Origin of the sequence: Pseudomonas sp. 5Ae-yellow, assembly GCF_014077575.1 — a bacterium.
In the GTDB taxonomy this organism is placed as follows: domain Bacteria; phylum Pseudomonadota; class Gammaproteobacteria; order Pseudomonadales; family Pseudomonadaceae; genus Halopseudomonas; species Halopseudomonas neustonica.
This window is the reverse complement of record NZ_JACGWE010000008.1, coordinates 20,417-44,289: the sequence shown is the minus strand read 5'-3', so window position 1 is coordinate 44,289 and position 23,873 is coordinate 20,417. Positions and strand designations below refer to the sequence as shown.

The window sequence follows — 23,873 nt, the reverse complement described above, 5'->3', positions numbered from 1 at the left end:
AATTTGACCCATTTTTTGGGCGCGACGCATATCTGTTAGTCAAGCAATCACTTGCCATACCTGTCAAGGCGACGGAGTTACGCTAGAATAGCGCGCTCGTTTCTGTATTCGGAATATCGGCATGACCGACCTCGACAACCTCTTCGCCAGCCCTTTCAGTAAGGTGGCCGACTTCGCCTTTGACGAAAACGTAGCCCGCGTCTTTCCAGACATGATCAAGCGCTCGGTGCCAGGCTACCCCACCATTATTGAAAGTATTGGACTAATCGCAAACCAATACGCGCGTCCCAACTCAATCATCTACGATTTGGGCTGTTCACTCGGTGCGGCCACTCAGTCCATGCGCCGCCATGTCAGCAGCGAAGGCTGTCGAATCATCGCCATAGACAATGCGCAGGCCATGGTCGAGCGTTGCCGCGAGTATCTGGTGGCGCAGGACGCCATGATTGAGGAAGCCATTCCGGCTGAAGTCATTACCGGTGATATCGTCGACTACCCACTGCAGGCCTGTTCTGTGGTCGTACTCAACTTCACGCTGCAGTTCATCAAGCCAGGCGAGCGACTGGCCTTACTACGGGCTATTCGCCAAGCCCTATTGCCCGGTGGCGTGCTGATTCTGTCGGAAAAACTCAACTTTGCCGAGCCCAGCACTCAAAACAGTCTTGAAGAGCTGCATTACGCGTTTAAGCGTGCCAACGGGTACAGCGAACTGGAAATTGCACAAAAGCGCAGTGCAATCGAAAACGTTATGTTGCCCGACACCCTCGAGCAGCATCAGCAACGGCTACAGCAGGCTGGTTTTGAGCACAGCCATATCTGGTTTCAATGCCTCAACTTTTGCTCAATAATTGCTCGCACGTGATTGATTACACAGGCTTTCTCGACAGTTTGAAAAGCGGACCACTGGCCAAGTGGCGGCACCCCATCAGCCAAGGGCTGGAGCAGCGCCTGGATAGCCTGCAGCACGGCGACCTGGAACGCTGGCAGGCTAGTCTGGACAAGCTGCCGGCACTCACTCACGTTGAAGCCGACATGTCATCAGGCGTTTCTCTGCGAAGCGATCAGACACTCAGTGAGGAAGCTCAGGACAAGCTAACCGAAGGCCTGCAGGGACTTCACCCCTGGCGCAAGGGGCCATTCGACCTCTTTGGTGTGCATATCGACACCGAATGGCACTCCGACTGGAAGTGGCAGCGCGTCTCGCCGCATATTGATCTACGTGACCGTCGTGTGCTGGATATTGGCTGTGGCAACGGCTATTACATGTGGCGCATGTGGCAAGCGGGCGCCAGCATGGTGATAGGAGTAGATCCTAACCTGCTGTTTCTTAACCAGTTTGAAGCGGTCAAGCGCTACCTGCCGAGCGCGCCCGTATGGCAACTACCCTTCACCCTCGAAGCGCTGCCCGAACCCAGTGATGCCTTCGATACCGTCTTTTCGATGGGTGTGCTATACCACCGACGCTCACCTATTGATCACCTCTTGCAGCTCAAGGCCTGCTTGCGACCCGGCGGCGAGCTGGTGCTGGAAACCTTGGTAATTGAGGGTGATGAGAGTCGCTGCCTGCTACCAGAGGATCGCTACGCGCAAATGCGTAACGTCTGGTTTCTACCGTCAGTACCTATGCTGGAGCGTTTTCTGGCCCGTGCGGGCTTCAGTGATATTCGTTGCGTAGACCTCAATCGTACCAGTATCGAGGAACAGCGCAGCACCGACTGGATGCGTTTTCAATCACTGCCGGACTTTCTTCAACCCGATGACGCAAGCAAGACATTGGAGGGACATCCTGCCCCCTTGCGCGCCACTCTCATCGCAGTGAAGCCTGGCCCTTAAACCCGGCCAGGCGGACGCCAGTATCAACCAAACACAGTAACCGTCTGGCGACTGATAGCGACCAGTTCACCCGACTGACTCCAGATCATTGCGGCGACATGACCATAGCCATCTCGCGCATGCTCAATATTGGCCTTGTACAAAAACCAGTTATCTTTGCCCAGTTCTGGCTGCGGCTGCACGAACTCAATAGTCCAGGTCAGCGAGCTCGCCGGGGCTCGCTCTTTCAGGTGCGGCAGTACCGCTGGTGGCCATACATCAACCAGTCCAACAAGATGCTCCGTATCAAAAGACGCCACAGTTTCATCAATACGCATCCAGCCGCCCATTTCCCGTTTGCGACTGTTGGTGCAGGGGTAATCACCGAAGGTCCAGCGCACATCAAAATAACGCATAAACGAAGGCATTACGCCTTCGATATAAGGCATACGCTCACACAGCTCTGGTGCCGGAACGGTTGGCGCAGGCTCTGCAGCCACATCCACAACGGACTCACGACCAGCGCCGAAACTACCCTGAATAATGCACATGGTTTGACCATTCTGCATGGCCCTGCCTAAAACCTGACTGACAGCCTTACCCTCTCGAAGTACTTCGGCTTCAACCGACATGCTCTCGCCCGGTGTTACCGGCCCAACAAAGGTTATTGCCAAGGATCGAACAGGGCGTCCGCTGGCAACTTTGGCACGCATGCCCGCGAAGACTAACGCCGCAACCAGTCCGCCATACCCGGCACGCCCCTGCGCCCAACTGGTCGGAATGGTGAGGCTGTTATCGGGAGATGCAGCGAAGGCGTTTAGCAGTTCAGCAAATGTCATGTCAGTATCCTGAGAAAACCAGCCGAACATACTAATTTAAAGCGCTAGCGGATCACCAGCTGTAAACACGAAAAGTAGTAGCTTGAGTGTCGAGGCAGTCACTCAGCACGCGTTAGCCGTAAACCGCACAGCCAGCCTATGGCAAACCACGCCGGGGGCATATCAGGCCAGTCGGCGTCGTTGAGGTCTGTCAGGGTAAAATCAGCAACGCCCGCTCGGGCCATCAACCGCTCATACCACCACACCACATAATAGCCGTGGCCAGTGCTGTGCTTGTTGGCTAATTGGCTACGCAAACGCATGGGTAGCGAGGCAAACAGCAACTGATCCAGCGCGACAAAAATTCGCTTTTCATTTTCAAGATAGGCCGCCTCTGCCGCAACCTTGCATTCCATCTGGTTTGCCAGCACCACTAGCTGCGCGGCGTACTCCCGATGACTTTTCAACGGGTTCAATTGACTACGCCAGTCCAGCTGTTGGCGCTCCAAGGCATCAATTAATGTATTGCTACCCGCCATTGGCGCGCCCAGCAAAGCGGCTAGCCAGCGGCGCTGAAACAAGGGTAACTGATCTACCCAGAGCAATAGCTCGGCGCTACTGCTACCCGCCACGGGCTGCCATCCACCTACCTCACCGTCTGGAATATGGCCTGCATGCGCCATGCGCTCAGGCCAACTCGCCGACACAAATTGCTGCTGAAACAGAGTCCATTTCCCGTTCAGAACGGCTTTGCGTTCTTTTAACCAGCGCTCGGCCAACCAACGTCGCCGCGATTTATAACTTGTCATCCGATGTACGTCCCAGCCGTTCCTTCATGGTTCTGATAATCCCTTTGTTATCTTCCAGCAATGCACCCGTTTCAGACAAGGGCACCGCACGACATAAGTCGAGGGTAAAGTGCCCCAAACGAGCGCTGTAAAGGCCGATCCCCATACCCTGCCCTATGCGCGCCGCCAGCTTTTCCAGCAAGCCTGACAACAGCGAGTCACTCAGCGCACCCATCGCCATCTCGGTACCGCCCGCGAGCGCTATATTACGCAATACGTGACGCGCCAAACGCCAGCGACTCAAGCGGCCAATGGGCAGTCCGTAACACACCGCGATGCGTTGCATCATGCGGATATTGCGCCACACCACCAGCATAAGGTCGACAGAGACCCACGGACTTGAGGCCACCAGCAGACCTGTACCCACTGACTCGTTGCGCACTATCTGCCGCGCCTGCTGGTCGATAGCCTGATAAAATTGCAGATTCAATCTGCGCGACACTTCTTCCGCATCGTGGGCCGCATCCAGGTCCGCGCAAGCAGCGCTGAGTCTTGCGGCCAGCGGTGTTGCCGCATAGACGTGGGCCAGCCGATCCAGCCAGTCTACCGCCAGGCGTTGGCTGGGATCTTTCAAAGCGGACTGCATTTCATGACGTAACTGCTCAAGCTCACTGAGCCGATGACGTTGACGGCGCAGATCACGCAGGGCAAACAAGCCCACAGCACCAAGCAACGCGCCCGCCCCCGCCACCAGGCCTCCAGCAACCGGGTGCCATTGCCAGCTCGCCCAAGCCCACTGACTCCACTGCAAAGCAGCGCCACCAAGCGCGACCATCACACCGAGTTTTAACAAACGGCTCGGCCACCGGCTTTGCGGCGGCGCGTTCAAGGTTCCCGGCAAAGGCACTTCGCTGGCCGTGGCCTGCATCTGTAAGGCGTCAACGTCGCCCAGCAGCTCGGTTACTCGAGCCTCGCCGGTCTCATCCGGGATGTCCCAGCTGTCCAGGATGCGTGTTTTGTTTTCATCTTTCACAGGCGCTCTCCACCCAGTAACCAGGCTACCAGGTCGTCCATACGATAGTGCGGGAAAGGTTCATTGCGGTGCAGGCCAGGAGGCGGTCTTAACGGCAGCAGCTCGGGACTATTAACCTCTAACGACTGCGGTAAGTGCGCGGGAATATCGCCCGGCTGGTAACGTATCCAACCGGTTTTACCCTGCAAACCAGCCACTAATGACTCGCCCTCTTGCCGGGTAGCACGAATAGCGGACAGCGGAATACCCTTGATCTCCACCCCGCCGTGCCGCACGTCCGCCAGACGATCTACCATAAGGTCTTCAAGGCACTGTTGTACCGCCCTCTGCTGACGCGGCCCCACCTTATCCACCTTGGTAGCGCACAGTGCCAGACGTCGAATACGCGGGCGAAAACGCAGCAAGCGAGCCAGAAGACCATTCTGACCATAATGAAAGCTTTCAAGCACCGCTTCCATGGCATCCTTCAAATCGGCCAAAGCAGCTTGACCGGCGTCCATCGGCCCCAGCATATCGACCAACAACACCTGCTGATCAAGATGCCTGAAATGTTCATCATAAAAACCACGTACGATAAAATCGCGGTAGTAATTAAAGCGCGCTTCACAGAGAGCCCACCAGCTACCAGCAGCAGCCTCGGTGTGCTGGTTGGCTTGCAGCAGGGGCACAAAGTGCAACATTTGCGCTGCCACATCGCTGCCAGGCTGCAGGAATCGCGCGGGTTGGTTGCGTGAAAGCCCCGCCTCAATGCGGCAACGCTGCAGGAAAAGCGTCCAATCAGCCGCCAGCTGGGCCAAGCTTTCTGTATCAGCCAGCGCCGTCGGATCGATCGCCTGCAAGCGAGCGCGTAACTCGGCCGCCAACTCGTCACGCGGTGGGCGGTCAAGCCATTGCGCCATCTGCTCGCACCACTGACCGTAACTGAGGTTCAGCAAAGGCAAATCAAGCAGCCACTCTCCGGGATAATCAAGAATTTCGATACTGAGTTCGCGCGCGCCCTGAAGCTTGCCCAGCAGCCCCTGAGGTTTAAAACGCAGATCCAGCAGCACTCTCGAAAAGTCCGCGGTCGAGTCCGGCCAGGCCGCTGGCTCGGCTGACAACGCGGCAATGGAGTCCAGGTAGGGAAAGGGGCGTTCAACATCATCACGACGCCAACGCACTGACTCCAAACGATCAAAGGGCGCACGTTGAGCCAGCAGCCCTTTTTTATGATTCTCCAGCTGGTTAATCAAACTGGTAATAAAGGTGGTTTTACCCGCGCCACTAAGGCCGGTCACACCCACGCGCAAATGCGAGCGGCGCAACGGATTCCTGGCTTTTGCGGGTTGCTTGAACCAGTTCGCACTTTTATTTCCCACGGTGCGGGCACTCCCCAAATCATTTATGGTCTATGACGAGTATTACATAACCAACTGACGGAACGGAGGAGCACACCCCCATGGCCTATTCGGACACTCACAGCAAAGCTATCGGATATCTACTTTGGATATTCGGCTTTATGGGGGCTCATCGGTTTTATTACGGAAAGCCTATTACTGGCACGCTGTGGTTCTTCACGCTGGGGTTTTTCTTCATCGGTTGGATTGTCGACTTCTTCCTTATTCCTTCCATGGACCGTAGTGCCGACCGCCGGTTCCGTACCGGACCGATCAACTTTAACCTGACATGGATCCTGCTGACTTTTCTTGGCATTTTTGGCGCTCACCGCCTCTACATGGGCAAGTGGGTCACAGCCATCATCTACTTCTTTACCGTGGGTTTGTTTGGTGTCGGTATTCTTTATGACTACTGGACGCTAAACGAGCAGATTTCGGTCAAAAATATGCAGCGTGACTGGTAAGTACAGGACCCCTTCTGCGACTGGGGAAAGGTGGGGGAAAACCAGGGATCGCAGGGCACAGCAAGGCGTAAAACCAAGCCAGCTTAAAACCCAAAACCGGCGTCTACCGCCGGTATAGACCTTGCCGGTCAGACAGGATCGTTGCGAGTCAGCAACTCGTCAGGAAGATGCACAATATAATCGTCCTCCTGCGGTGGCATCTGCACGTGGTACCCCTGCTCCCGAAGATTGAGCAGCACCTTGCCGATATCTTCCTGGGCAAGCTTGCGCTCTTCAGTGAGCACCAGATCCATTGCGTGTTCGGCACGCCCGAACAAAGTCTTCAGCTCAGCGGGCACCTCCGCCAAGCCTTTTTCTCTGGGCACATACAAGTACATCCCCATTTTCTTGCTGCTACGGTAAATGGAGCAAAGCACCTTCATTGCGCTTCCTCAGTATGGTCGTTGGCAACCGCCAAGAGCGCGTCGCCCATTAGGTCCCTGCGCCAACCAGTGAGCTCTTCCGGCAACTGATATGGTCCGTTAGGAAAGCCCGTGCGCAGCATCGCTTCCAGTACTTTCTTGCGCAGTATGATCTCGGGAGCAATATTCAACCTGTCCGCCTCAGCCTGCCCTACTTTGCGCATCAGTTTTAACAGACGGTTAGCCGCTGCGGGCAAGGGTTCCGGCAAGCGCTCTGGGTAGTCTGTAGGATCGGCAGCCTGACCTTCACGAATAAGTCTAAGCAGCGTTTCGCCATCCTGGCGGACGGTTCGTGGGTGCATATCCTCGATCCGAGATAGCGCCTGCAGGTTATCAGGCTGCTGCTGCGCCAAAGGGCACAGTGCGCGCTCGCGCACCAGCCGGTTGCGTGCCTGGTCGCGCTGACGCGCCTCGGTTTCACGCCAAAACGCCAAGCGCTGCAAAATAGCCAGCTGCGGCGGATTAAGGCGCCAAGCCTGTTTTACCTGCTGATAAGCCAACTCAGGATTCGTCGTCTGACCGCTGGCAGCAACCTGGTCTGCAGTATCTGCAAACAACCATGCCTCAACACCTGCCTCGGCAATCCGCGGTGCGAGTATCTGATACACCTCCGCCAGGTGCTGAGCATCTCGCGCCGCATACTCGATTTGCGCTGCGCTAAGCGGTCGCTGGACCCAGTCCGAGCGGGTTTCCTCCTTGGGCAGGTCAATATTCAATAGCGCACTGACCAATCTCGAGTAACCCATCGAAAAATCCATACCCAAAAAGGCTGCTGCCAGCTGGGTATCAAACAGGGGCAATGGATGCACGCCGCAAAGGCGAGAAAAGACCTCAAGGTCTTCGCTGCAGGCGTGCAGCACTTTAACTACATCAGGCGCCTGCAGCAGCTCAACCAATGGTGCCCAATCCGTTATTGCCAAGGGGTCAATCAGGTAAGCGCGCTCGCCATCACCGATCTGAATCAAACCGGCGATAGGATAGAAAGTCTCGGTACGAACAAACTCGGTATCAACGGCAACGTAGGGTAGTGTCAGCCAATGCGCGCACCAGGTTGCCAGCTCGGCATTTTGGTCGATCATCAGCGGTGGAACCAACGGGCTATTCATGGGAAGCCTTTTCAATAAATTGTCGCCAGTATAACTGATCTGTAACCGCTCTGCCCCGGCGACATTTTGCTGTAATGCACTATCAAGTTTGATCAGGATCAACCGATAAACAAAGAGTATTGATCATACTGTAAGCTGCTACGCACAAGCGCTGTCAGCCATCACCATCAACTGCAAATTTGGAGTATGCATGCAATTTCTTCAGCACCTGCCACTGAAGTACAAATTCTGGGCAGTCAATAGCGTCGCATTTATCTCAACGCTATTGCTGGTTCTGGTGGCTGTAGGGATAGAGCAAGACAGCATTCAGACACACCGCATGCAGTTAGGCAAAGCGCTAATCACGCAAGAGACGCCTGAGCGCCCGGTACTGCCCGGTTTGCGCTGGGTAAACAACGCTGCGCTGGGCTCCGCTACCGGAGCATCGGCAACCTGGTATGCAGCAGCCGAGCTACCAGCAGGCCTTCCCACTGACCTGCATGGCGTATGGGTGAAACAAGATCGTGCGCTGGGTATTGAAAGCCAGGACTACATTGACTTGCTGTTTCAACGCGCTCCCTTTTATGCTCTGGTAGTTTCCGTGCTGATGGTGCTGGTATTGGCCGTGTCGCAGCTGCTTATCCTGTTTATTACCCGGAATATTATCAGTTTGCGCGATACCATGACCCAAGTGCAAAACACGGGTGACCTGACTTTGCGCGCCAAGGCTACCAGCCGTGACGAAGTAGGCTCCATGGCAACCGCCTTCAATGCGATGCAGCAAGCACAACAACAAGTGGTGTCGGCTGTACGGCAGGCATCGCTTGAGCTTGACCAGGGTGCAAGCAACCTTGCCAACTTGATGAGTCAGGTACGCGATGGCATGGTGCAACAACAGGGGCAAACTGATCAGGTAGCCGCGGCCGTTAACGAAATGAGCGCCACCGTGCAGGACATCGCCGGTAATACCTCGACCACCCGCGATCAATCAACCCAGGCAGACACACTAGCCAGCGGCGGTCGTGATCAGGTCGAGCAGGTACGCCGAACTATCACCGGACTGGCCACCAGCATTGAGCGTTGCACACAGCATATGCAGACACTGGCGGAAAACAGCGAAGATATCAGCGGTGTTGTCCAGGTCATCCGCAGCATTGCCGAGCAAACCAATCTGTTGGCACTGAACGCCGCTATTGAGGCCGCTCGTGCGGGCGAGTCTGGGCGAGGTTTTGCTGTGGTAGCTGATGAAGTGCGCGCCCTGGCCCAACGGGTGCAAAACTCGACCGACGATATCCAGCGCATGATAGAAACGCTGCAGACCGGCACGCAGGTGGCCGTACAGGACATGCAAGCCAGTTCCGGCCTGACTCATGATTCCGTAGAACAGGTCGCTCAGGCAGGTGAGTCGCTACACGAGATCGCCAGTGCGGTGAGCCAGATCAGCCAGGGCAATAGCGAGATCGCTTCCGCGGTTGATCAGCAAAGCCAGGTGGCTGAAGCAATCACTCAGAGCATCGTAGAAATACGCGATGTGACCGAGCGCACCGTGGACCAAACCATGCAGAGCGCCGCCACCAGTGATCAGCTGGCGAAACTGGCGCACCAATTGAAGCTTTCAGTCAGCAAATTGAAATCATAAAAAACGGCCCTTAGGGCCGTTTCAATGAACAAGTGTGATTCACTCCAGCTCAATACGATCACTATTGTTGGCCAGTGTGCTCGGGCCTATACCCTTGACCGCAGTCAGACCTTCTACTGAAGTGAAGGCCCCATTCTGCTCACGGTAATCAACTATCGCCTGTGCTTTGGCAGCGCCCACACCCTGCATGACTTCGGCAATTTCATCAGCACTGGCTGTATTGATATTGACGCTTACCAACGGTTCCGTGGCCGCAGCCCCGGTTTCATCGGCGAATACCGGTGACATAAGACAGCAGGATAAAACCAGGCAGAACGCGGTAACGAGTTTACGCATGTGACTCTCCTTAGCATTGTTTGAATGTGCCGCACTGAAGGAACGCACTTCAGCAGCATTGCTCGCTGTCCCTGCGGCATCAAAAACACTAAAGCAAAGGCCGGCCGAGTAAAAACCCGGCCGGCCTTGAATGTGACACCAATCTCGTTTGCCTTGCTAATTAGTTCAACGCTGAGCGTCCAGGCCGCGCTGCAAGTCAGCCTTGAGATCTGCAACCTCCTCCAGGCCAATAGCCAAACGAATCAACCCATCACCAATCCCGGCCGCTGAGCGCGCCTGCGGCGTCAGCCTGCCATGCGTGGTAGTTGCCGGATGCGTGATGGTGGTTTTGCTATCACCCAGATTCGCGGTAATTGACAGCAAGCGGGTAGCATCAATGAAGCGCCAGGCTGCATCACGGCCGCCTTTTAACTCGAAGCTGACAACCGCGCCAAAAGCGGACTGCTGCGCTTTAGCCAGCTCGTGCTGCGGATGGCTTGGCAAGCCAGCGTAATAAACGTGCTCAACTTCAGGCTGCTGATTCAACCATTCGGCAAGCGTCTGAGCAGACTCACAATGGGCACGCATGCGCAGGCGCAAGGTTTCCAGCCCCTTAAGAAATACCCAGGCATTGAACGGGCTGAGTGTCGGTCCTGCCGTACGCAAAAAGCCGACCAATTCCTGCATGTGCTCTTTTCGCCCACACACAACGCCGCCCAGGCAGCGGCCCTGCCCATCAATGTACTTGGTGGCTGAGTGCACGACGATATCGGCACCCAGGGTCAACGGCTTCTGCAATGCAGGCGTACAGAAACAATTATCTACCACCAACAACGCACCCTGCTGCTTGGCCACGCCAGAAAGCGCGCGGATGTCCGCCAATTCAGCCAGCGGATTGGACGGCGATTCAAGAAACAGCATCCGCGTATTGGGCTTGCATGCGCTTTGCCAGGCGCTCACATCCGACAGCGGGACGTAGTCCACCTCAACGCCAAAGCGCTTAAGATACTTTTCGCAGAGGGTTACCGTGGAGCCAAACACACTGCGCGAGACCAGGATATGATCACCCGCGGAGCAGAGGCTCATGACAGTCGCCAGAATAGCCGCCATTCCAGAGGCTGTCGCAACCGCTTGCTCAGCCTCTTCCATCAACGCAATGCGCTCCTCAAAGGTGCGCACTGTGGGATTCATGTAACGTGAATAGACGTTGCCATCCGACTCACCAGCAAAGCACGCAGCCGCTTCTGCGGCGCTGCGAAACACATAGCTGGACGTCAGGAACAAGGCCTCTCCGTGCTCGGCTTCAGGGCTACGGCGTTGCCCGGCGCGCACCGCCAATGTGTCAAAGCCGACCCCTTCCAGATCACTGTCGAGACGACCTGCCTGCCAATCTTGCGTCATGCTAAAAACCCCTTGTACTGCGCCTTGGAGCTAAAGCGCAGGCATTACTATCAGTTGTTATGCAGATCGATGACTGCGTCCGCACTTTCAGCACTGGATTTAGCCGAATCGTTACGCGCCTGTTCAATCTTGCCGAGGTAGGCCTCACTCACATCGCCGGTCACGTATTCGCCGTTGAACACCGAGCAATCATAGCGCTTGATGTCCGGGTTGCCCTCAGACACAGCATCAATCAAGTCGTGAAGATCCTGATAAATCAGCCAGTCAGCGCCAATCAACTCAGCCACCTCTTCGGTGGTACGCCCATGGGCAATCAGCTCATGCGGTGTCGGCATGTCGATACCGTAGACATTGGGGTATCTCACCGCAGGCGCGGCCGAGCAGAAATAGACACTAGCCGCACCGGCTTCGCGAGCCATCTGGATGATCTGCTTGCAAGTGGTCCCGCGCACAATGGAATCATCTACCAGCAAAACGTTTTTACCGCGGAACTCCAGATCGATCGCATTCAATTTCTGACGTACCGATTTCTTGCGTGCGGCCTGCCCAGGCATGATAAAGGTTCGGCCAATATAGCGATTCTTGACAAAGCCTTCACGGAACTTGACGCCCAAGTGATTAGCCAGCTCCACTGCAGACGTACGACTGGTGTCCGGAATCGGGATAACCACGTCGATACCGTGGTCAGGACGTTCGCGCTCAATCTTTTCAGCCAGCTTCTCGCCCATGCGCAAGCGCGCTTTGTAGACCAACACCTTGTCGATCATGGAGTCGGGGCGCGCGAGATAAACGTGCTCAAAAATGCACGGAGAGTATTCCTGGTGAGTAGAACACTGGCGGGTGAAAAGCTCGCCCTTGTCGGTGATGTACACCGCTTCACCGGGTCCCAGATCACGAATCAAGTCAAACCCGAGCACATCCAGAGACACGCTTTCTGATGCAATCATGTACTCAACGCCGTTCTCGGTTTCGCGCTTACCAAAAACGATAGGTCGAATAGCGTTTGGATCGCGGAAGCCGACGATCCCGTACCCAGTAACCATAGCCACCGCAGCATAACCACCACGACAGCGCTCATGCACTGCCCTTACCGCATTGAAGATGTCATCTTCGCTCGGCTGCAGCTTGCCGCCGCGCGCCAACTCGTGGGCGAACACGTTCAGCAAGACCTCAGAGTCAGACGTCGTATTCACATGGCGCAAATCGGACTCGTAAATCTCACGAGACAGCTGCTCGACGTTGGTCAGGTTGCCGTTGTGCGCCAGGGTTATACCGTAAGGCGAGTTAACATAAAACGGCTGAGCTTCAGCAGAGCTGGAGGAACCAGCGGTTGGGTAACGAACATGACCAATGCCCATGTTGCCGACCAGGCGCTGCATGTGACGCTGATGAAAAACATCGCGAACCAAACCATTATCCTTGCGCAGGAACAGACGTCCCCGATCGCAGGTCACAATGCCGGCGGCGTCCTGGCCGCGGTGCTGCAGGACGGTCAGGGCATCATAGAGCGCCTGATTGACGTTCGATTTGCCCACTATGCCAACAATGCCACACATGCCTAAACACCTTTTTCGTTGAGAAAATGAAAATCATCCAACGCTAGCGCCGGATCAGCGGCCAGCCAGTTGCAGAATAAAATTCTTGGACCAGTCGGCCACGAGTAAAAAGTGAGGAATCATGACTGACTCTCGCCACCAGGTATCACCGTCGACTGGCGCCAGGCTCAGCAGCCCCACCATCACCACGACCAGCAGGCCGCCGCGAGCGGCGCCAAATACCATTCCTAAAAAGCGATCAGTACCACTAAGACCTGTCGCCTTTACCAGTTGGCCGATCAAGTAATTGATCAAGCCACCCAGTAGCAAAGTCAGTATGAAGAGAATAGAACAGGCTGCGATGACACGCAGCGACGGGGTGTCAATATAGGGAGCCAGCAGCTCGGCCAGTGCACCGCCAAACAACCAGGCGACCAGGCCAGCCAGAACCCATGTGACCAAGGACAGCGCTTCTTTAACGAAGCCTCTGGTCAAGCTGATCAGGGCCGATACAACAATGATGGCGATGATAGCCCAATCAACCCAGGTAAACGACACGGTCACGACACCCTGTTACGCAAAGAGCGGTATTCTAGCAGAGCAGTAAAGGCCATCGAAACAGCAATCTTGCCCTACTCTGCTTTTAGCTGGGTTGGCGAGCCAACCAGAACGCCTCAAAGGACCGAGTCAACCCCGACCGCTGTCCTTGTCATAGGCAACAACCAGCCCCTTGCTACCGCGCTTGCTCGCCAGTTCGTCACGCACGCGGTTAGCTGCATCGCGGCTCGCTAACGGCCCAACATAAACCCGGGTGATTGGCTTGCCTTGTATGGTTACCGAATAGGTATAAGAGTTGTAGCCTTGGCTGCGCAGCGTTTCACTCAAACCTTCGGCGTTACTGTTACTGGAGAAGCTGCCCAGCTGAATCACCCAGTCACCCGTCGCCTTGGGGGCTTCTTCTACCGGCGCAGGCTCAGGGGTGACTTCAACGACTTCGGGATTCGCTTCCGGTTCCGGTGCCTTGGCCGCTTCAGCCTCTACTTGCTCCTGCGCGCGCTGCTCGGCAGCAGACTGTGGCGTTGGGATAGTGGGGACCTGGGGCGTGGCAGGCAGTACTACTGGCTCGGCAGGTGCGATAGGTTGCTGATTGAGAACCGGAGCCTCCGGCACATCAACCACCACCTCGACTGTTTCATCCTGCCCAGATAGCAGCATGGGCAAAAACACCACTGCCGCAATAACCAGCACGACCGCACCGATGATGCGCTGTTTCAGACCTTCATCCATCTATCAGTACTCCGGACGTCTCAGACAACCAGAGTATGGCGGCAGCGACAGAGAAAAACGACCCAAAAATAACAATTTCGGTCTGCGCATCAGAGTTATCCAGCGCTTGCGCTATGGCAGAGGCAATCGACGGGCATTCCTGCACACGCTCGCCCTGTCCGGCCAAATAACGGCAAAGATCGGCACTAGGTCGACTGCGCGGACTCTCGAGCGGCGCAACGTACCAGCACTCAAACAGCGCACCAAGCGGCGCATGAACGCCAGCAAGATCCTTGTCGGCCAGCAGCCCAAACACCGCCACCCTGCGGGCGTTGTGTCCAGCGAGCGCTGTTGCCATAAAGTTTGCCGCGTGCGGGTTGTGGCCAACATCCAGATAGAGGCAGCGGTCCTGTCCACGCCACACCAACTGTCGGCGCTCCAGCCTGCCAGACGCCTTGGCGTCAACAAGCGCCTGCTTTACTTTTGCCTCGGATAACGCCAAATCAGCAAGCAAAAAAGCCTGCAGCGCTGCGCTCAAATTATCGCGAGGCAAGGAAACACTCGAAATACCGGCGTACTCCACAGGCTTAGAGCCAACCTCGGCGAAGGCACTCCACTCGCTTTCAGCCTGCGAATGCCAGCCAAAGTCATGCCCCCGCTGGTAGAGCTTACAACCAAGCGCATCTACCTGACGCAAAAAGCTGTCAGGCAGATTCTGTTCACCGCTAACGACCGGGCGCCCTGACCGCAGAATACCGGCCTTCTCAAAACCGACCGACTCCAACGTATCACCCAGATACTCCTGGTGATCAAGGCCAATGCTGGTGACAACCGCTACATTGGCGTCCACCACGTTAACCGCATCAAGACGCCCACCCAACCCAACCTCAAGTACCACCGCGTCCAACTCCGCTGCGGCGAATAACCAGAGCGCAGCCAGGGTGCCAAACTCAAAATAGGTTAATGACACATCGCCGCGCGCTTCATCTACTACCGTAAAGGCCCGACAAAGCGCTTCATCGCTGACCATTTCGCCATTGATGCGCACTCTTTCGTTGTACTGAAGCAGGTGTGGCGAGGTGTAGCAGCCTGTCGCTTGACCCGCCGCCTGAAGTAACGACTCGAGCCCCGCACAAGTGGAGCCTTTGCCGTTGGTTCCCGTTACGGTAAAAACCAAGGGCGCAGGCTTGAGCACATCCAGTCGCTCGGCAACCTGGCGCACGCGCGCCAGGCCCATATCAATTTCTGTCGGATGCAGCCCCTCAAGCCGGGTCAACCACTCAGAAAGACTGCGCTTGGACATCAAGCCTCGCTTTGCTCAACCAGGTTTTCAACGGCTGGCGCCGGAGAGTTGGTAAAGATAGACAACATGCTACCCAGGCGATCACGCATCTCACTGCGGGCAATGATCATGTCGAGCGCACCGTGTGAAAGCAAAAATTCACTACGCTGAAATCCGGCAGGCAGCTTCTCACGGACGGTCTGCTCGATCACACGGGGGCCGGCGAAGCCGATAAGCGCATTAGGCTCAGCCACGTTGATATCACCCAACATCGCCAGGCTGGCAGACACACCGCCGTAGACTGGGTCGGTCATGACCGAAACAAAGGGAATACCCTCTTCCTTCAGTCGAGCGAGGGCGGCACTGGTCTTGGCCATCTGCATCAGCGAAAACAAGGCTTCCTGCATGCGCGCGCCACCGGAGGCGGAGAAGCAAACATAAGGGATACGTTCACGCAATGCGATCTCGGCACCCCGAACAAAACGTGCCCCTACGACACTACCCATAGAACCGCCCATGAAATTAAACTCAAAGGCACTGGCTACAATCGGAGAGCCCTTGAGCTTGCCCTGCATAACGACCAGCGCATCTTTTTCACCGGTAGCTTTTTGCGCGGCAGTCAGGCGATCCTTGTATTTTTTGCTGTCACGAAACTTCAACCGATCAACCGGCTCAAGCTCGGCCGCGATTTCGGTGCGCTCTCCCTCGTCGAGAAAGATGTCCAGGCGCCGACGAGCGTTTATGCGCAGGTGATGACTGCACTTCGGGCAGACATCCAGGTTCTTTTCCAACTCGGGGCGGTACAGTACCGCTTCACATGAAGGGCACTTACGCCACAGTCCTTCAGGCACGCTACTCTTCTGTGCTTCCGAGCGCACGATGGAAGGAATCAGTTTATCCACCAGCCAATTGCTCATCGCCATTCCTTAATCTGTTTATCTGGTCACTCAGCCATCAGGGCCGCGTGATTAAATCTTTACCGGTCCATTGCTCCGCGCATTTCGCCAATAATAGCCGCGATACCTTTACGCGCGAGCTCTGGCTGGGACGCATGTTCGGCTATTTGATTAACCAATACCGACCCCACTACAACCCCGTCTGCCACGGCAGCAACGGCAGCAGCCGAAGCGCCATCACGAATACCAAAGCCAACACCAATCGGCAAATCAGTGACAGTGCGCAGCATATCCAACCGGTTTGCTACTTCGGTGACGTTCAAAGCACTGGACCCGGTCACACCTTTCAATGAAACATAATAGACATAACCACTTGCCTGCTCACAAATCAGCCGTGCGCGCTCTTTTGTCGTCGTCGGCGAAAGCAGGAAAATAGTGTCGAGTCCTTGTGCCTTGAACACCGGTGAGACGTCTGTGGCCTCTTCTGGCGGCAGGTCTACCGTCAACACGCCATCAACCCCAGCACTGGCCGCAGCCTCGGCAAATCGGGCATACCCCATACGTTCAATCGGGTTCAAGTACCCCATCAACACAACCGGCGTCTTATCATCATCCTCGCGGAAGCGCCGCACCATGTCCAGCACCTGAGCCAGGCTCACGTGATGAGCCAGTGCCCGCTCCATTGCCAATTGAATGACCGGACCATCAGCCATGGGGTCAGAAAATGGAATACCCAGCTCGATAATGTCTGCTCCGGCCGCAACCAGGTCATGCATCAGCGGCAAGGTCACCTCAGGCGCGGGATCACCAGCAGTAACATAAGGGATCAACGCCTTGCGTCCTTTGGCCTGCAAGGCAGTAAAACAGTTTTTGATTCGGCTCATGTGACTCTCGTTAAATGCTGATGCCGTCAATGCCGGCGACCGTATGAATATCCTTGTCACCCCGACCAGACAGGTTGACCACCACAATTTCATCGGGGCGCATGGTTGCCGCTAATTTCATGGCGTAGGCAACCGCGTGACTGGACTCCAGTGCGGGCATGATGCCCTCAACCCGAGTCAGCTCACGAAAGGCTGTAAGGGCTTCTTCGTCGGTGGCGTCAACATACTCAACCCGACCGATATCCTTGAGCCAACTATGCTCAGGTCCAACACCAGGGTAATCCAAACCGGCAGAAACAGAATGTGTTTCAATAATCTGCCCTGCTTCATCCGACATCAGATAAGTGCGATTACCGTGCAGTACACCCGGTTGACCGGCGCTCAATGGCGCCGCGTGCTCACCCGTGGAGATGCCATGCCCACCAGCCTCGACACCATACATCTTGACGCTGTCATCATTGAGGAAGGGATGAAACAGGCCAATGGCATTGGAGCCACCGCCAACACAGGCCACCAACGCATCCGGTAAACGACCCGCCTGGATAAGGCATTGCTCGCGCGCCTCACGCCCGATCACGCTCTGGAAGTCGCGAACCAGCTGAGGATACGGATGCGGACCTGCCACGGTACCAATGATGTAGAAGGTATCGTCGATATTGGTTACCCAATCACGCATTGCCTCGTTCATTGCGTCCTTCAGCGTCCTTGAACCTGAGGTTACCGGAATAACTTCGGCGCCCAGCAACTTCATACGATAGACGTTCAACGACTGGCGTTTGACGTCATCCGCTCCCATATAGACTTGGCATTTAAGGCCCAAACGAGCGGCGACGGTGGCTGTGGCGACGCCATGCTGGCCAGCGCCCGTTTCAGCGATCACCCGGGGTTTGCCCATGTGCTTCGCCAGCAAGGCCTGACCAACCGTGTTGTTTACCTTGTGAGCACCGGTATGGTTAAGGTCTTCACGCTTCAGGTAAATTTGTGCGCCACCCACCTTCGCGGTCAGCCGCTCGGCAAGATACAGCGGCGAAGGACGCCCTACGTAGTGCGCCAGGTCTCGATCGAACTCCGCCTGAAACGCAGGATCTGCGGACAGCGTACGGTAAAGTTTTTCCAGATCATCCAGCGCTTCCATCAGCGTTTCAGAGACAAATCGTCCGCCATAGGGACCAAAATGCCCACGCACATCGGGGACCGCAGAGTAATCGGTTTTGCTGAACTCAGACACGCTTCACCTCTTGAACAAAAGCGTTAATTTTCTCGACATCCTTGATGCCCTTGGCAGACTCGACGCCACCACTGACGTCCACAGCCCAAGGGGCGACTTCAGTAATAGCCTGCGCGACATTATCTACCGTCAAACCGCCGGCCAGCACCAGATTCCAGGGACGCTCGCCGGGCACCAAAGCCCAATCGAAAACCTCCCCTGTACCACCTGGCAAACCGGGTTTATAGCTGTCGAGCAGGATACCGTTAGCCTTTGGCCAGGCAGCGGCAACCGCAGACACATTCTGCTCAGGACGAACCCTGATTGCCTTCATATAGGGCCGGCTGAACTGGTCACAATAGGCTGCATCTTCGTCACCATGAAATTGCAGCAAGTCCAGCGGCACCTGTTGCAGAATCTCGCGCACGTATCCCGGATCAGCATCGACAAACAAGCCAACGGTGGTGATAAAAGGCGGTAAAGCGGCCACAATTTTAGCCGCTTGTTCAGCGTCAACAGCACGGGGGCTGGGCGCATAAAACACCAAGCCGATGGCATCTGCGCCTGAGTGAGCAGCAGCCAAAGCATCTTCAACACGAGTAATACCGCAGATTTTAATACGCGCCATAGGTGCGTTGGGACCTCTATTCGACAAGGGGACGATAGTAGCAGATAGCACTGCAGGCGTCAGTCAGCGACATCCGGCAGCGCTGACAGGAAGTGAGGACCCAGGTAACGCCGTGGTAATTCGAAGTGCTCAGGATAGGTCACATCTACCAGATATAAGCCATAGGCCGGCGCGGTAAGCCCGCCCTGCGCCCGATCGCGCGCCCGCAGCACCTCCGCAGCCCACTCAACCGGGCGCTCGCCGCAGCCTATCTGCATCAATACGCCGACGATATTGCGTACCATATGGTGCAAAAAGGCACTGGCCCGAATGTCCAGCACGATGAACTGACCATGACGCAACAGCTCAAGATGGTGAATGGTTTTGATCGGCGACTTTGCCTGACAGCCGACCGCGCGATAGGAGGTAAAGTCGTGCGTACCCAAGAGTGCCTGCGCTGCCTGACGCATCAGATCAATATTCAACGGACGGTAATTCCAGGTTACCTCCCGTGAAAGATGTGCTGGGCGCACTGGGTCGTTATAAATAACGTATCGATAGCGCCGAGCCATGGCAGAAAATCGAGCATGAAAATCGTCGCCCATCGGCTGTACCCAGCTGAGCGAAATATCTGCCGGCAGATTGGCATTTGCGCCATGGATCCAGTTGCGCGGTGAGCGCACGGCGTCGCTGTCAAAATGGATAATCTGACAAGAAGCATGCACGCCGGCATCCGTGCGACCGGCACAGAAAACCTGGACCGGATGATTGGCAACCCGGCTCAAGGCTTTTTCTACCGCTTCCTGAACGCTGGGCACGCCAGATTGCTGGCGCTGCCAGCCTCGATAAGCACTGCCGCGGTACTCGACACAAGCGGCCACCCTTGAAACAACAGCGGCCGCCTCAGGGGCGGCCGCTGGGTCCAGCTGATCAACATCCATCAATCGGTCAAGCGCTCCATCATCTCGCGAGCTTCCTGCTTCTGCTGCTCGTCACCTTCTTCAACCACTTCGTTGAGAATGTCACGAGCACCTTCACTGTCACCCATATCAATATAGGCACGAGCAAGATCAAGTTTGGTTGCAGACTCATCCGTTCCGGAAAGGAAATCAAATTCGTCGTCTTCGTCCAGATCACCAGCCACAGGCTCCTCCATCACATTATCGAGCGCCATCAACTCGTCATCTTTTTGCTCTTCATCTAACTCCAGCGAGTCCAGAGGCAGCGCAACATCTGCGTTCTCAGCGCTTCCGGCGACTTCATCAAGCTCAAGCTCGAAATCGGCAAGATCATCGTCAGAAAGACTAAAGTCTTCTTCTGCTGTCTTCTCAGTATTGGCTGTCTCATCCAACTCGAGGGACGCAAAATCATCTGCCGAGCCAGTTGACTGCAGATCATCAGTCAGCGACAGATCGAAGTCATCATCCAGGGTTATCTTGTCTTCAACAGCAGGCTCCAGACTCTCAACCTCGGTAAACTCAAGGGATTCGTCCAGCGACACGGCAGCGTCAGCAGCACTTGCACCGGGCTCGACAGCACCCTGCAGATCCTGATCACTCAAAGTGTCATCCAGATCAAAATCAAGATCAAAGTCCACTTCCTCTGGCTCTTCTGGCTCCAGCTTAGGTGCGTCTTCCGGCACAGCCGCTGCTGCAGGAGTATCGCCTAGTTCGAACTCGCTGAAATCGAAATCCATATCTTCTTCTGGAACTTCAGCTTCAGTAGTATCTGCTGGCATCTCAAAAGAGATGTCCTCGTCCGCACTGGCATCATAGGCAAGGCCAGCAGCCGCGCCTGCTACTGCAGCAGCCATCAACGGGAAGCGCGCATCCATCGCGTCAACCTGATCGTCTACGGTTCCAGCGGCACGCAGCGCCTCGTGCTGAGCACGATAACCCTCTGCGTTATCCAGCATACCTTCCACTTCCAGCAACTTGAGACGCAGGTCAGTGCGCTCTGGCTCGCTATTCAGGGCCTCGTTGAGGACCGCACGCGCCTCCTGTGGCTTACCATAAGCCAGCAGCCCCTCGGCTTCAGTCAGAGGGTCGACCGCAATACCGGAATCACCATCATCAAGCTCCGCTGCCAGGGCAACGTTGAAATCATCCGACTCTAGAGAAGAAGAATCACCGTCTTGCCCTTCGGCGGCATTGGCAATGAAGTTGTCGTTCATATCCGCTTCACGGCGCGCATTACGGCGAGACACTGCCATCAGCACCATCAATAGCAACAAGATCGCGACAACGCCACCGCCAGCCAAGAGCATCTGATTCTGCATCATGCGCTGCAACAGCGACTCTGCAGTCGCCATTTTCGGTTCTTCAGCGGGCTGAGCAACAGCTGCTTCAGACTCGGTTTCAGCCGCCTCAACCACTGGAGCAACGGGCTCCTCAAGGTCGACAGGCGCATCCTCCGCCTGCGGTTCTTCTGCGGCCAGATCTTCAGAAACCAGCTCCGGATCAACAGCCTCAACCTCTGGCTCAGTCGTTTCCATCACCTCAGCTGCTTCAGCCAGGGTCTCTTCATTCGCAGCTAAACCATCCGCCTGTTCCTCAGCAATTGCAGCCTCAGAGGCCTGCTGCTCAAGCGCCGCAATTTCTTCCAGGTCAGCCTGAGGTTCGGCGGGCAGCTCACTATTCTGACCACTGGCGCTGATTTCTTGCTGTAGTGCTGCGAGCTGAGCATCCTTCAACTCCAGCAAGCGCTGCAATGTTTCCAGCTGGCCTTGAACGTCATCGAGGCGACCGACCATTTCAGCTTTTTCACGCTCGGCCGCGTCGAGTTGCTCCTTGGTCATATCCAGAGAGTCGCGCAGCTTGGCGGTGCTATTACCACCGGCCTCACCATCGCCAGCCCCCTCACTTACCTGCTCATCAGCACCGGACACCAGGCGCAGCGAGTCTTCGGCATCAACTTCTTCCGGCGCACTGCCAGCGTTTTCGCGTTGGCGTGCATCAAGTTGCGGTGCGGATGGCTCTTGCGGTGCCCTGGTAACAGGTGCCGAGCGGCCTTCTTGCCAAGCCCGATTTTGTTCCGCCACTTCCGCAACGGCCTGACTACCGCTGCGTCTGGTAGCCTGCTCACTGGTCGGTAGCTTTAAGGTTTGACCGGACTTGAGTTGATTTATATTGCCATTGATAAACGCGTCAGGATTCAGATCCAGAATCGCCAACATGGTCTGATGCACATTGGCACCAGAGGGACGTGACTTAAGGGCAACTTCCCATAAAGTGTCAGCGCGACTGGTACGCCACTCTGTCGAGCTGCGCTGCGGCGCGGCAGCTGGTGCCGATGGTTCCGCGTAAGGGCTTGCGCCTCTTGGTTGCGCTGGTGCAATGGTTGGCTGTGGTCGCGAAACAGGTGCCGCCGAACGCGGAGGCGTTACGGGCGTGCTGCTGACAGCAGAAGAAGGCTGATACAGAGGCGGATCAAGCAGTACGGTAAACTCACGCAGCACTTTGCCTGAAGGCCAACGCACTTCCATCAGGAAGTTAAGATAGGGTTCGTTAACTGGCCGGTTTGAAGTAACGCGGATAACCGACTTGCCGTTGGGCTTAACTACCGGAGTGAACTTGAGATCAGTCAGAAAGAACGGGCGTTCAATACCTGCTCGCCCGAAATCGTCCGGCGAGGCCAGCATTGTGCGAATCTCTTCACTGCTGAGATCACGCACTTGTAGCAGATCAATCTCAGCATCCAGCGGCTGGTTTAACGACGAGCGCAGGTTAATGTCGCCTACTCCCAATGCTTGAACCATTCCCGTGGACATCAAGGCACTTGCTGCGGCAACAGCTATAACCAGTTTGCGAACCATAGCGAAAATCCTTTGCTTTTATCGTTTTCTCACGCTTCAACAGACCCTGCTGTGCTCAGACTGGCCTAAAACAAAAGCCCCCACCCAGTCTGGGAAAAAACAGCAACCGCCGAATCTAAACAGGGTTTGTATGCACAAACCTAAACCGCTTAGTACAGAAACACCAGCAAGTATCGATTACAAATAGTCTTTTATCAACAACTCGGCAAGCATAAGACTGTTAATTGCGACACCTTTCCGAAGATTATCAGAGACAATCCACATGTGAATAGTGTTCGGCTCAGTAGCATCTGCCCGGACACGCCCAACCCAAACGTTATCACTTCCAGTGGCGTCTGTTATGGGCGTGGGGAACCCACCAGCAGCTGGCTTATCCAGCACTTTGATACCCTTGGCGCGCCGCAGCATGTTAACAATGCGCTTAACGTCGGGCGCTTCAGCAAAGGTGACCTGCATCATTTGCGCACTACCGTAGAACAAAGGCACCATCACCGCATTGACCAAAACCGGCAGATCGGGAGCTTCGAGACAAGCCTGCACACCCGCAGTCAGCAATCGCTCTTCACGACTTGCGCCCGCCTCGTCCAGCTCGCTGACACAAGGCGACAGATTGAACGCGGCCTGCTTATCAAGCACGCCTTTATCTACTGGCTGGCCGTTAAGCAACTTACTGGTCTGCATTGCCAGAGCCTCGACTGCCGCTCGGCTATGGGTGGACATCGATTGATAGGTTGCAATACCCACACGCTGGATCGGCGCGATAGACGTCAGCGCCTTGAGGACAATCGCACTTTGTACAACCTGACTGTCCGGCGAGAACACCACGCCTTTCTCTTTCGACGAAGCCAGTGCGTGCGGATTAACCTCGGCAACCACAGCCTGACCACCCAGACTGCCACTGGTATCAACCAACAACGCGCCAGCCGCACGAATCTTGGGCGCCCATTCCTGAACGAATGCGGCATCGCTCGCCATCACAACAACAGCGATCTGGCTGAAGTCAAAGCGCGAGATCGGCTCGACTCGCATGCTTTGCCCTTTGATCATGCGCCGCTCACCGGCCTCATCATCGGCGTCCACCAAATGGAGATCGGTGAAGCTGAAGGTGTCGTCTTCCAGCACGCTGATCAGCATATCGCCTGCCAAGCCGCTTATACCAACAACCGCAACACCTGTTTTCTTACTCATAA

General features: G+C 55.8%; 23 protein-coding genes. 4 read left to right on the top strand and 19 right to left on the bottom strand.

Annotation, left to right across the window (positions count from 1 at the left end; genetic code table 11):
- Window positions 1-121 precede the first annotated feature (121 nt).
- Together cmoA and cmoB are read left to right on the top strand one after the other, a co-directional pair.
- Window positions 122-862 carry a carboxy-S-adenosyl-L-methionine synthase CmoA gene (cmoA, locus tag H4J77_RS07185; protein ID WP_182247756.1) on the top strand — a complete coding sequence of 247 codons (741 nt, stop codon included), beginning with the start codon at window positions 122-124 and terminating at the stop codon, window positions 860-862.
- On the top strand, window positions 859-1,833 hold the full coding sequence (gene cmoB, locus H4J77_RS07180; protein WP_256671314.1) for a tRNA 5-methoxyuridine(34)/uridine 5-oxyacetic acid(34) synthase CmoB: 975 nt from the start codon (window positions 859-861) through the stop codon (window positions 1,831-1,833). The genes cmoA and cmoB overlap by 4 nt, the downstream gene beginning before the upstream one ends.
- 23 nt (window positions 1,834-1,856) lie before the next feature.
- Here cmoB and H4J77_RS07175 read toward each other — a convergent pair whose 3' ends face one another.
- The 4 genes from H4J77_RS07175 to H4J77_RS07160 all read right to left on the bottom strand — a co-directional run bounded on the left by H4J77_RS07175 (window position 1,857) and on the right by H4J77_RS07160 (window position 5,809).
- Window positions 1,857-2,651 (bottom strand): acyl-CoA thioesterase II, encoded by a 795-nt coding sequence (locus H4J77_RS07175; protein ID WP_182247752.1) that lies wholly within the window; start codon window positions 2,649-2,651, stop codon window positions 1,857-1,859.
- Window positions 2,652-2,749: 98 nt separating this feature from the next.
- Window positions 2,750-3,439, bottom strand: a complete 690-nt coding sequence (locus H4J77_RS07170; RefSeq protein WP_182247750.1) for a hypothetical protein — start codon at window positions 3,437-3,439, stop codon at window positions 2,750-2,752.
- A complete protein-coding gene (locus H4J77_RS07165) occupies window positions 3,426-4,451 on the bottom strand; it encodes a TIGR01620 family protein (protein ID WP_182247748.1) in 1,026 nt (341 codons plus the stop codon). Before H4J77_RS07165 ends, H4J77_RS07170 begins: the two co-directional genes overlap by 14 nt.
- The gene (locus tag H4J77_RS07160; RefSeq protein WP_182247746.1) at window positions 4,448-5,809 is read right to left on the bottom strand and encodes a YcjX family protein; all 1,362 of its coding nucleotides are present in this window, start codon (window positions 5,807-5,809) and stop codon (window positions 4,448-4,450) included. The genes H4J77_RS07165 and H4J77_RS07160 overlap by 4 nt, the downstream gene beginning before the upstream one ends.
- A gap of 80 nt (window positions 5,810-5,889) precedes the next feature.
- On the opposite strand from H4J77_RS07160, the gene H4J77_RS07155 reads away from it, so the two are divergent.
- Entirely contained in the window at window positions 5,890-6,291 is a 402-nt protein-coding gene (locus H4J77_RS07155) for a TM2 domain-containing protein (RefSeq protein WP_123891076.1), read from the top strand.
- Between the two features lie 128 nt (window positions 6,292-6,419).
- On the opposite strand, the gene H4J77_RS07150 is transcribed toward H4J77_RS07155, so the two are convergent.
- Window positions 6,420-6,713, bottom strand: coding sequence for a YcgL domain-containing protein (locus H4J77_RS07150; protein WP_123891075.1), 294 nt, complete (start codon window positions 6,711-6,713; stop codon window positions 6,420-6,422).
- Window positions 6,710-7,858 (bottom strand): ribonuclease D, encoded by a 1,149-nt coding sequence (gene rnd / locus H4J77_RS07145; protein WP_235869784.1) that lies wholly within the window; start codon window positions 7,856-7,858, stop codon window positions 6,710-6,712. Before rnd ends, H4J77_RS07150 begins: the two co-directional genes overlap by 4 nt.
- Window positions 7,859-8,048: 190 nt before the next feature.
- Between rnd and H4J77_RS07140 the strand changes: the two genes are divergently transcribed.
- Window positions 8,049-9,476 carry a methyl-accepting chemotaxis protein gene (locus H4J77_RS07140; RefSeq protein ID WP_182247744.1) on the top strand — a complete coding sequence of 476 codons (1,428 nt, stop codon included), beginning with the start codon at window positions 8,049-8,051 and terminating at the stop codon, window positions 9,474-9,476.
- Between the two features lie 39 nt (window positions 9,477-9,515).
- Here the strand turns inward: H4J77_RS07140 and H4J77_RS07135 are convergent, their stop codons facing one another.
- The 13 genes from H4J77_RS07135 to H4J77_RS07075 form a co-directional block, all read right to left on the bottom strand.
- On the bottom strand, window positions 9,516-9,812 hold the full coding sequence (locus H4J77_RS07135) for a ComEA family DNA-binding protein (protein WP_123891073.1): 297 nt from the start codon (window positions 9,810-9,812) through the stop codon (window positions 9,516-9,518).
- A gap of 165 nt (window positions 9,813-9,977) precedes the next feature.
- Window positions 9,978-11,192 carry an O-succinylhomoserine sulfhydrylase gene (locus H4J77_RS07130; RefSeq protein WP_123891072.1) on the bottom strand — a complete coding sequence of 405 codons (1,215 nt, stop codon included), beginning with the start codon at window positions 11,190-11,192 and terminating at the stop codon, window positions 9,978-9,980.
- A 50-nt stretch (window positions 11,193-11,242) separates the two neighbouring features.
- Window positions 11,243-12,748 carry an amidophosphoribosyltransferase gene (purF, locus tag H4J77_RS07125; RefSeq protein WP_123891071.1) on the bottom strand — a complete coding sequence of 502 codons (1,506 nt, stop codon included), beginning with the start codon at window positions 12,746-12,748 and terminating at the stop codon, window positions 11,243-11,245.
- 54 nt (window positions 12,749-12,802) lie between these two features.
- Window positions 12,803-13,285: a CvpA family protein gene (locus tag H4J77_RS07120; RefSeq protein WP_123891070.1), complete on the bottom strand. Its 483-nt coding sequence runs from the start codon at window positions 13,283-13,285 to the stop codon at window positions 12,803-12,805.
- Window positions 13,286-13,414: 129 nt separating this feature from the next.
- Window positions 13,415-14,014, bottom strand: coding sequence for an SPOR domain-containing protein (locus H4J77_RS07115; protein WP_182247742.1), 600 nt, complete (start codon window positions 14,012-14,014; stop codon window positions 13,415-13,417).
- Complete coding sequence (gene folC / locus H4J77_RS07110; protein WP_182247740.1) at window positions 14,007-15,296, bottom strand: bifunctional tetrahydrofolate synthase/dihydrofolate synthase; 1,290 nt, start codon at window positions 15,294-15,296, stop codon at window positions 14,007-14,009. Before folC ends, H4J77_RS07115 begins: the two co-directional genes overlap by 8 nt.
- Entirely contained in the window at window positions 15,296-16,192 is an 897-nt protein-coding gene (accD, locus tag H4J77_RS07105) for an acetyl-CoA carboxylase, carboxyltransferase subunit beta (protein WP_123891067.1), read from the bottom strand. The genes folC and accD overlap by 1 nt, the downstream gene beginning before the upstream one ends.
- Before the next feature lie 59 nt (window positions 16,193-16,251).
- Complete coding sequence (gene trpA, locus H4J77_RS07100; protein ID WP_123891066.1) at window positions 16,252-17,055, bottom strand: tryptophan synthase subunit alpha; 804 nt, start codon at window positions 17,053-17,055, stop codon at window positions 16,252-16,254.
- A 10-nt stretch (window positions 17,056-17,065) separates the two neighbouring features.
- Window positions 17,066-18,283 (bottom strand): tryptophan synthase subunit beta, encoded by a 1,218-nt coding sequence (trpB, locus tag H4J77_RS07095; RefSeq protein ID WP_182247738.1) that lies wholly within the window; start codon window positions 18,281-18,283, stop codon window positions 17,066-17,068.
- The gene (locus H4J77_RS07090) at window positions 18,276-18,890 is read right to left on the bottom strand and encodes a phosphoribosylanthranilate isomerase (RefSeq protein WP_182247737.1); all 615 of its coding nucleotides are present in this window, start codon (window positions 18,888-18,890) and stop codon (window positions 18,276-18,278) included. Before H4J77_RS07090 ends, trpB begins: the two co-directional genes overlap by 8 nt.
- Before the next feature lie 59 nt (window positions 18,891-18,949).
- Entirely contained in the window at window positions 18,950-19,810 is an 861-nt protein-coding gene (truA, locus tag H4J77_RS07085; protein ID WP_182247735.1) for a tRNA pseudouridine(38-40) synthase TruA, read from the bottom strand.
- Window positions 19,810-22,683, bottom strand: a complete 2,874-nt coding sequence (locus H4J77_RS07080; protein ID WP_182247733.1) for a FimV family protein — start codon at window positions 22,681-22,683, stop codon at window positions 19,810-19,812. Before H4J77_RS07080 ends, truA begins: the two co-directional genes overlap by 1 nt.
- Window positions 22,684-22,860: 177 nt before the next feature.
- The gene (locus tag H4J77_RS07075) at window positions 22,861-23,871 is read right to left on the bottom strand and encodes an aspartate-semialdehyde dehydrogenase (protein ID WP_123891061.1); all 1,011 of its coding nucleotides are present in this window, start codon (window positions 23,869-23,871) and stop codon (window positions 22,861-22,863) included.
- Between the last annotated feature and the right edge of the window lie 2 nt (window positions 23,872-23,873).

What these genes read in the sequence shown, in the direction of transcription:
- purF (WP_123891071.1), bottom strand. Translation starts at nt 12,748, where the DNA reads ATGTGTGGCATTGTTGGCATAGTGGGCAAATCGAACGTCAATCAGGCG.
- folC (WP_182247740.1), bottom strand. Translation starts at nt 15,296, where the DNA reads ATGTCCAAGCGCAGTCTTTCTGAGTGGTTGACCCGGCTTGAGGGGCTG.
- H4J77_RS07155 (WP_123891076.1), top strand. Translation starts at nt 5,890, where the DNA reads ATGGCCTATTCGGACACTCACAGCAAAGCTATCGGATATCTACTTTGG.
- H4J77_RS07170 (WP_182247750.1), bottom strand. Translation starts at nt 3,439, where the DNA reads ATGACAAGTTATAAATCGCGGCGACGTTGGTTGGCCGAGCGCTGGTTA.
- H4J77_RS07115 (WP_182247742.1), bottom strand. Translation starts at nt 14,014, where the DNA reads ATGGATGAAGGTCTGAAACAGCGCATCATCGGTGCGGTCGTGCTGGTT.
- H4J77_RS07175 (WP_182247752.1), bottom strand. Translation starts at nt 2,651, where the DNA reads ATGACATTTGCTGAACTGCTAAACGCCTTCGCTGCATCTCCCGATAAC.
- H4J77_RS07130 (WP_123891072.1), bottom strand. Translation starts at nt 11,192, where the DNA reads ATGACGCAAGATTGGCAGGCAGGTCGTCTCGACAGTGATCTGGAAGGG.
- trpA (WP_123891066.1), bottom strand. Translation starts at nt 17,055, where the DNA reads ATGAGCCGAATCAAAAACTGTTTTACTGCCTTGCAGGCCAAAGGACGC.
- H4J77_RS07150 (WP_123891075.1), bottom strand. Translation starts at nt 6,713, where the DNA reads ATGAAGGTGCTTTGCTCCATTTACCGTAGCAGCAAGAAAATGGGGATG.
- H4J77_RS07090 (WP_182247737.1), bottom strand. Translation starts at nt 18,890, where the DNA reads ATGGCGCGTATTAAAATCTGCGGTATTACTCGTGTTGAAGATGCTTTG.
- accD (WP_123891067.1), bottom strand. Translation starts at nt 16,192, where the DNA reads ATGAGCAATTGGCTGGTGGATAAACTGATTCCTTCCATCGTGCGCTCG.
- cmoA (WP_182247756.1), top strand. Translation starts at nt 122, where the DNA reads ATGACCGACCTCGACAACCTCTTCGCCAGCCCTTTCAGTAAGGTGGCC.
- H4J77_RS07080 (WP_182247733.1), bottom strand. Translation starts at nt 22,683, where the DNA reads ATGGTTCGCAAACTGGTTATAGCTGTTGCCGCAGCAAGTGCCTTGATG.
- H4J77_RS07140 (WP_182247744.1), top strand. Translation starts at nt 8,049, where the DNA reads ATGCAATTTCTTCAGCACCTGCCACTGAAGTACAAATTCTGGGCAGTC.
- truA (WP_182247735.1), bottom strand. Translation starts at nt 19,810, where the DNA reads ATGGATGTTGATCAGCTGGACCCAGCGGCCGCCCCTGAGGCGGCCGCT.
- H4J77_RS07135 (WP_123891073.1), bottom strand. Translation starts at nt 9,812, where the DNA reads ATGCGTAAACTCGTTACCGCGTTCTGCCTGGTTTTATCCTGCTGTCTT.
- rnd (WP_235869784.1), bottom strand. Translation starts at nt 7,858, where the DNA reads ATGAATAGCCCGTTGGTTCCACCGCTGATGATCGACCAAAATGCCGAG.
- H4J77_RS07075 (WP_123891061.1), bottom strand. Translation starts at nt 23,871, where the DNA reads ATGAGTAAGAAAACAGGTGTTGCGGTTGTTGGTATAAGCGGCTTGGCA.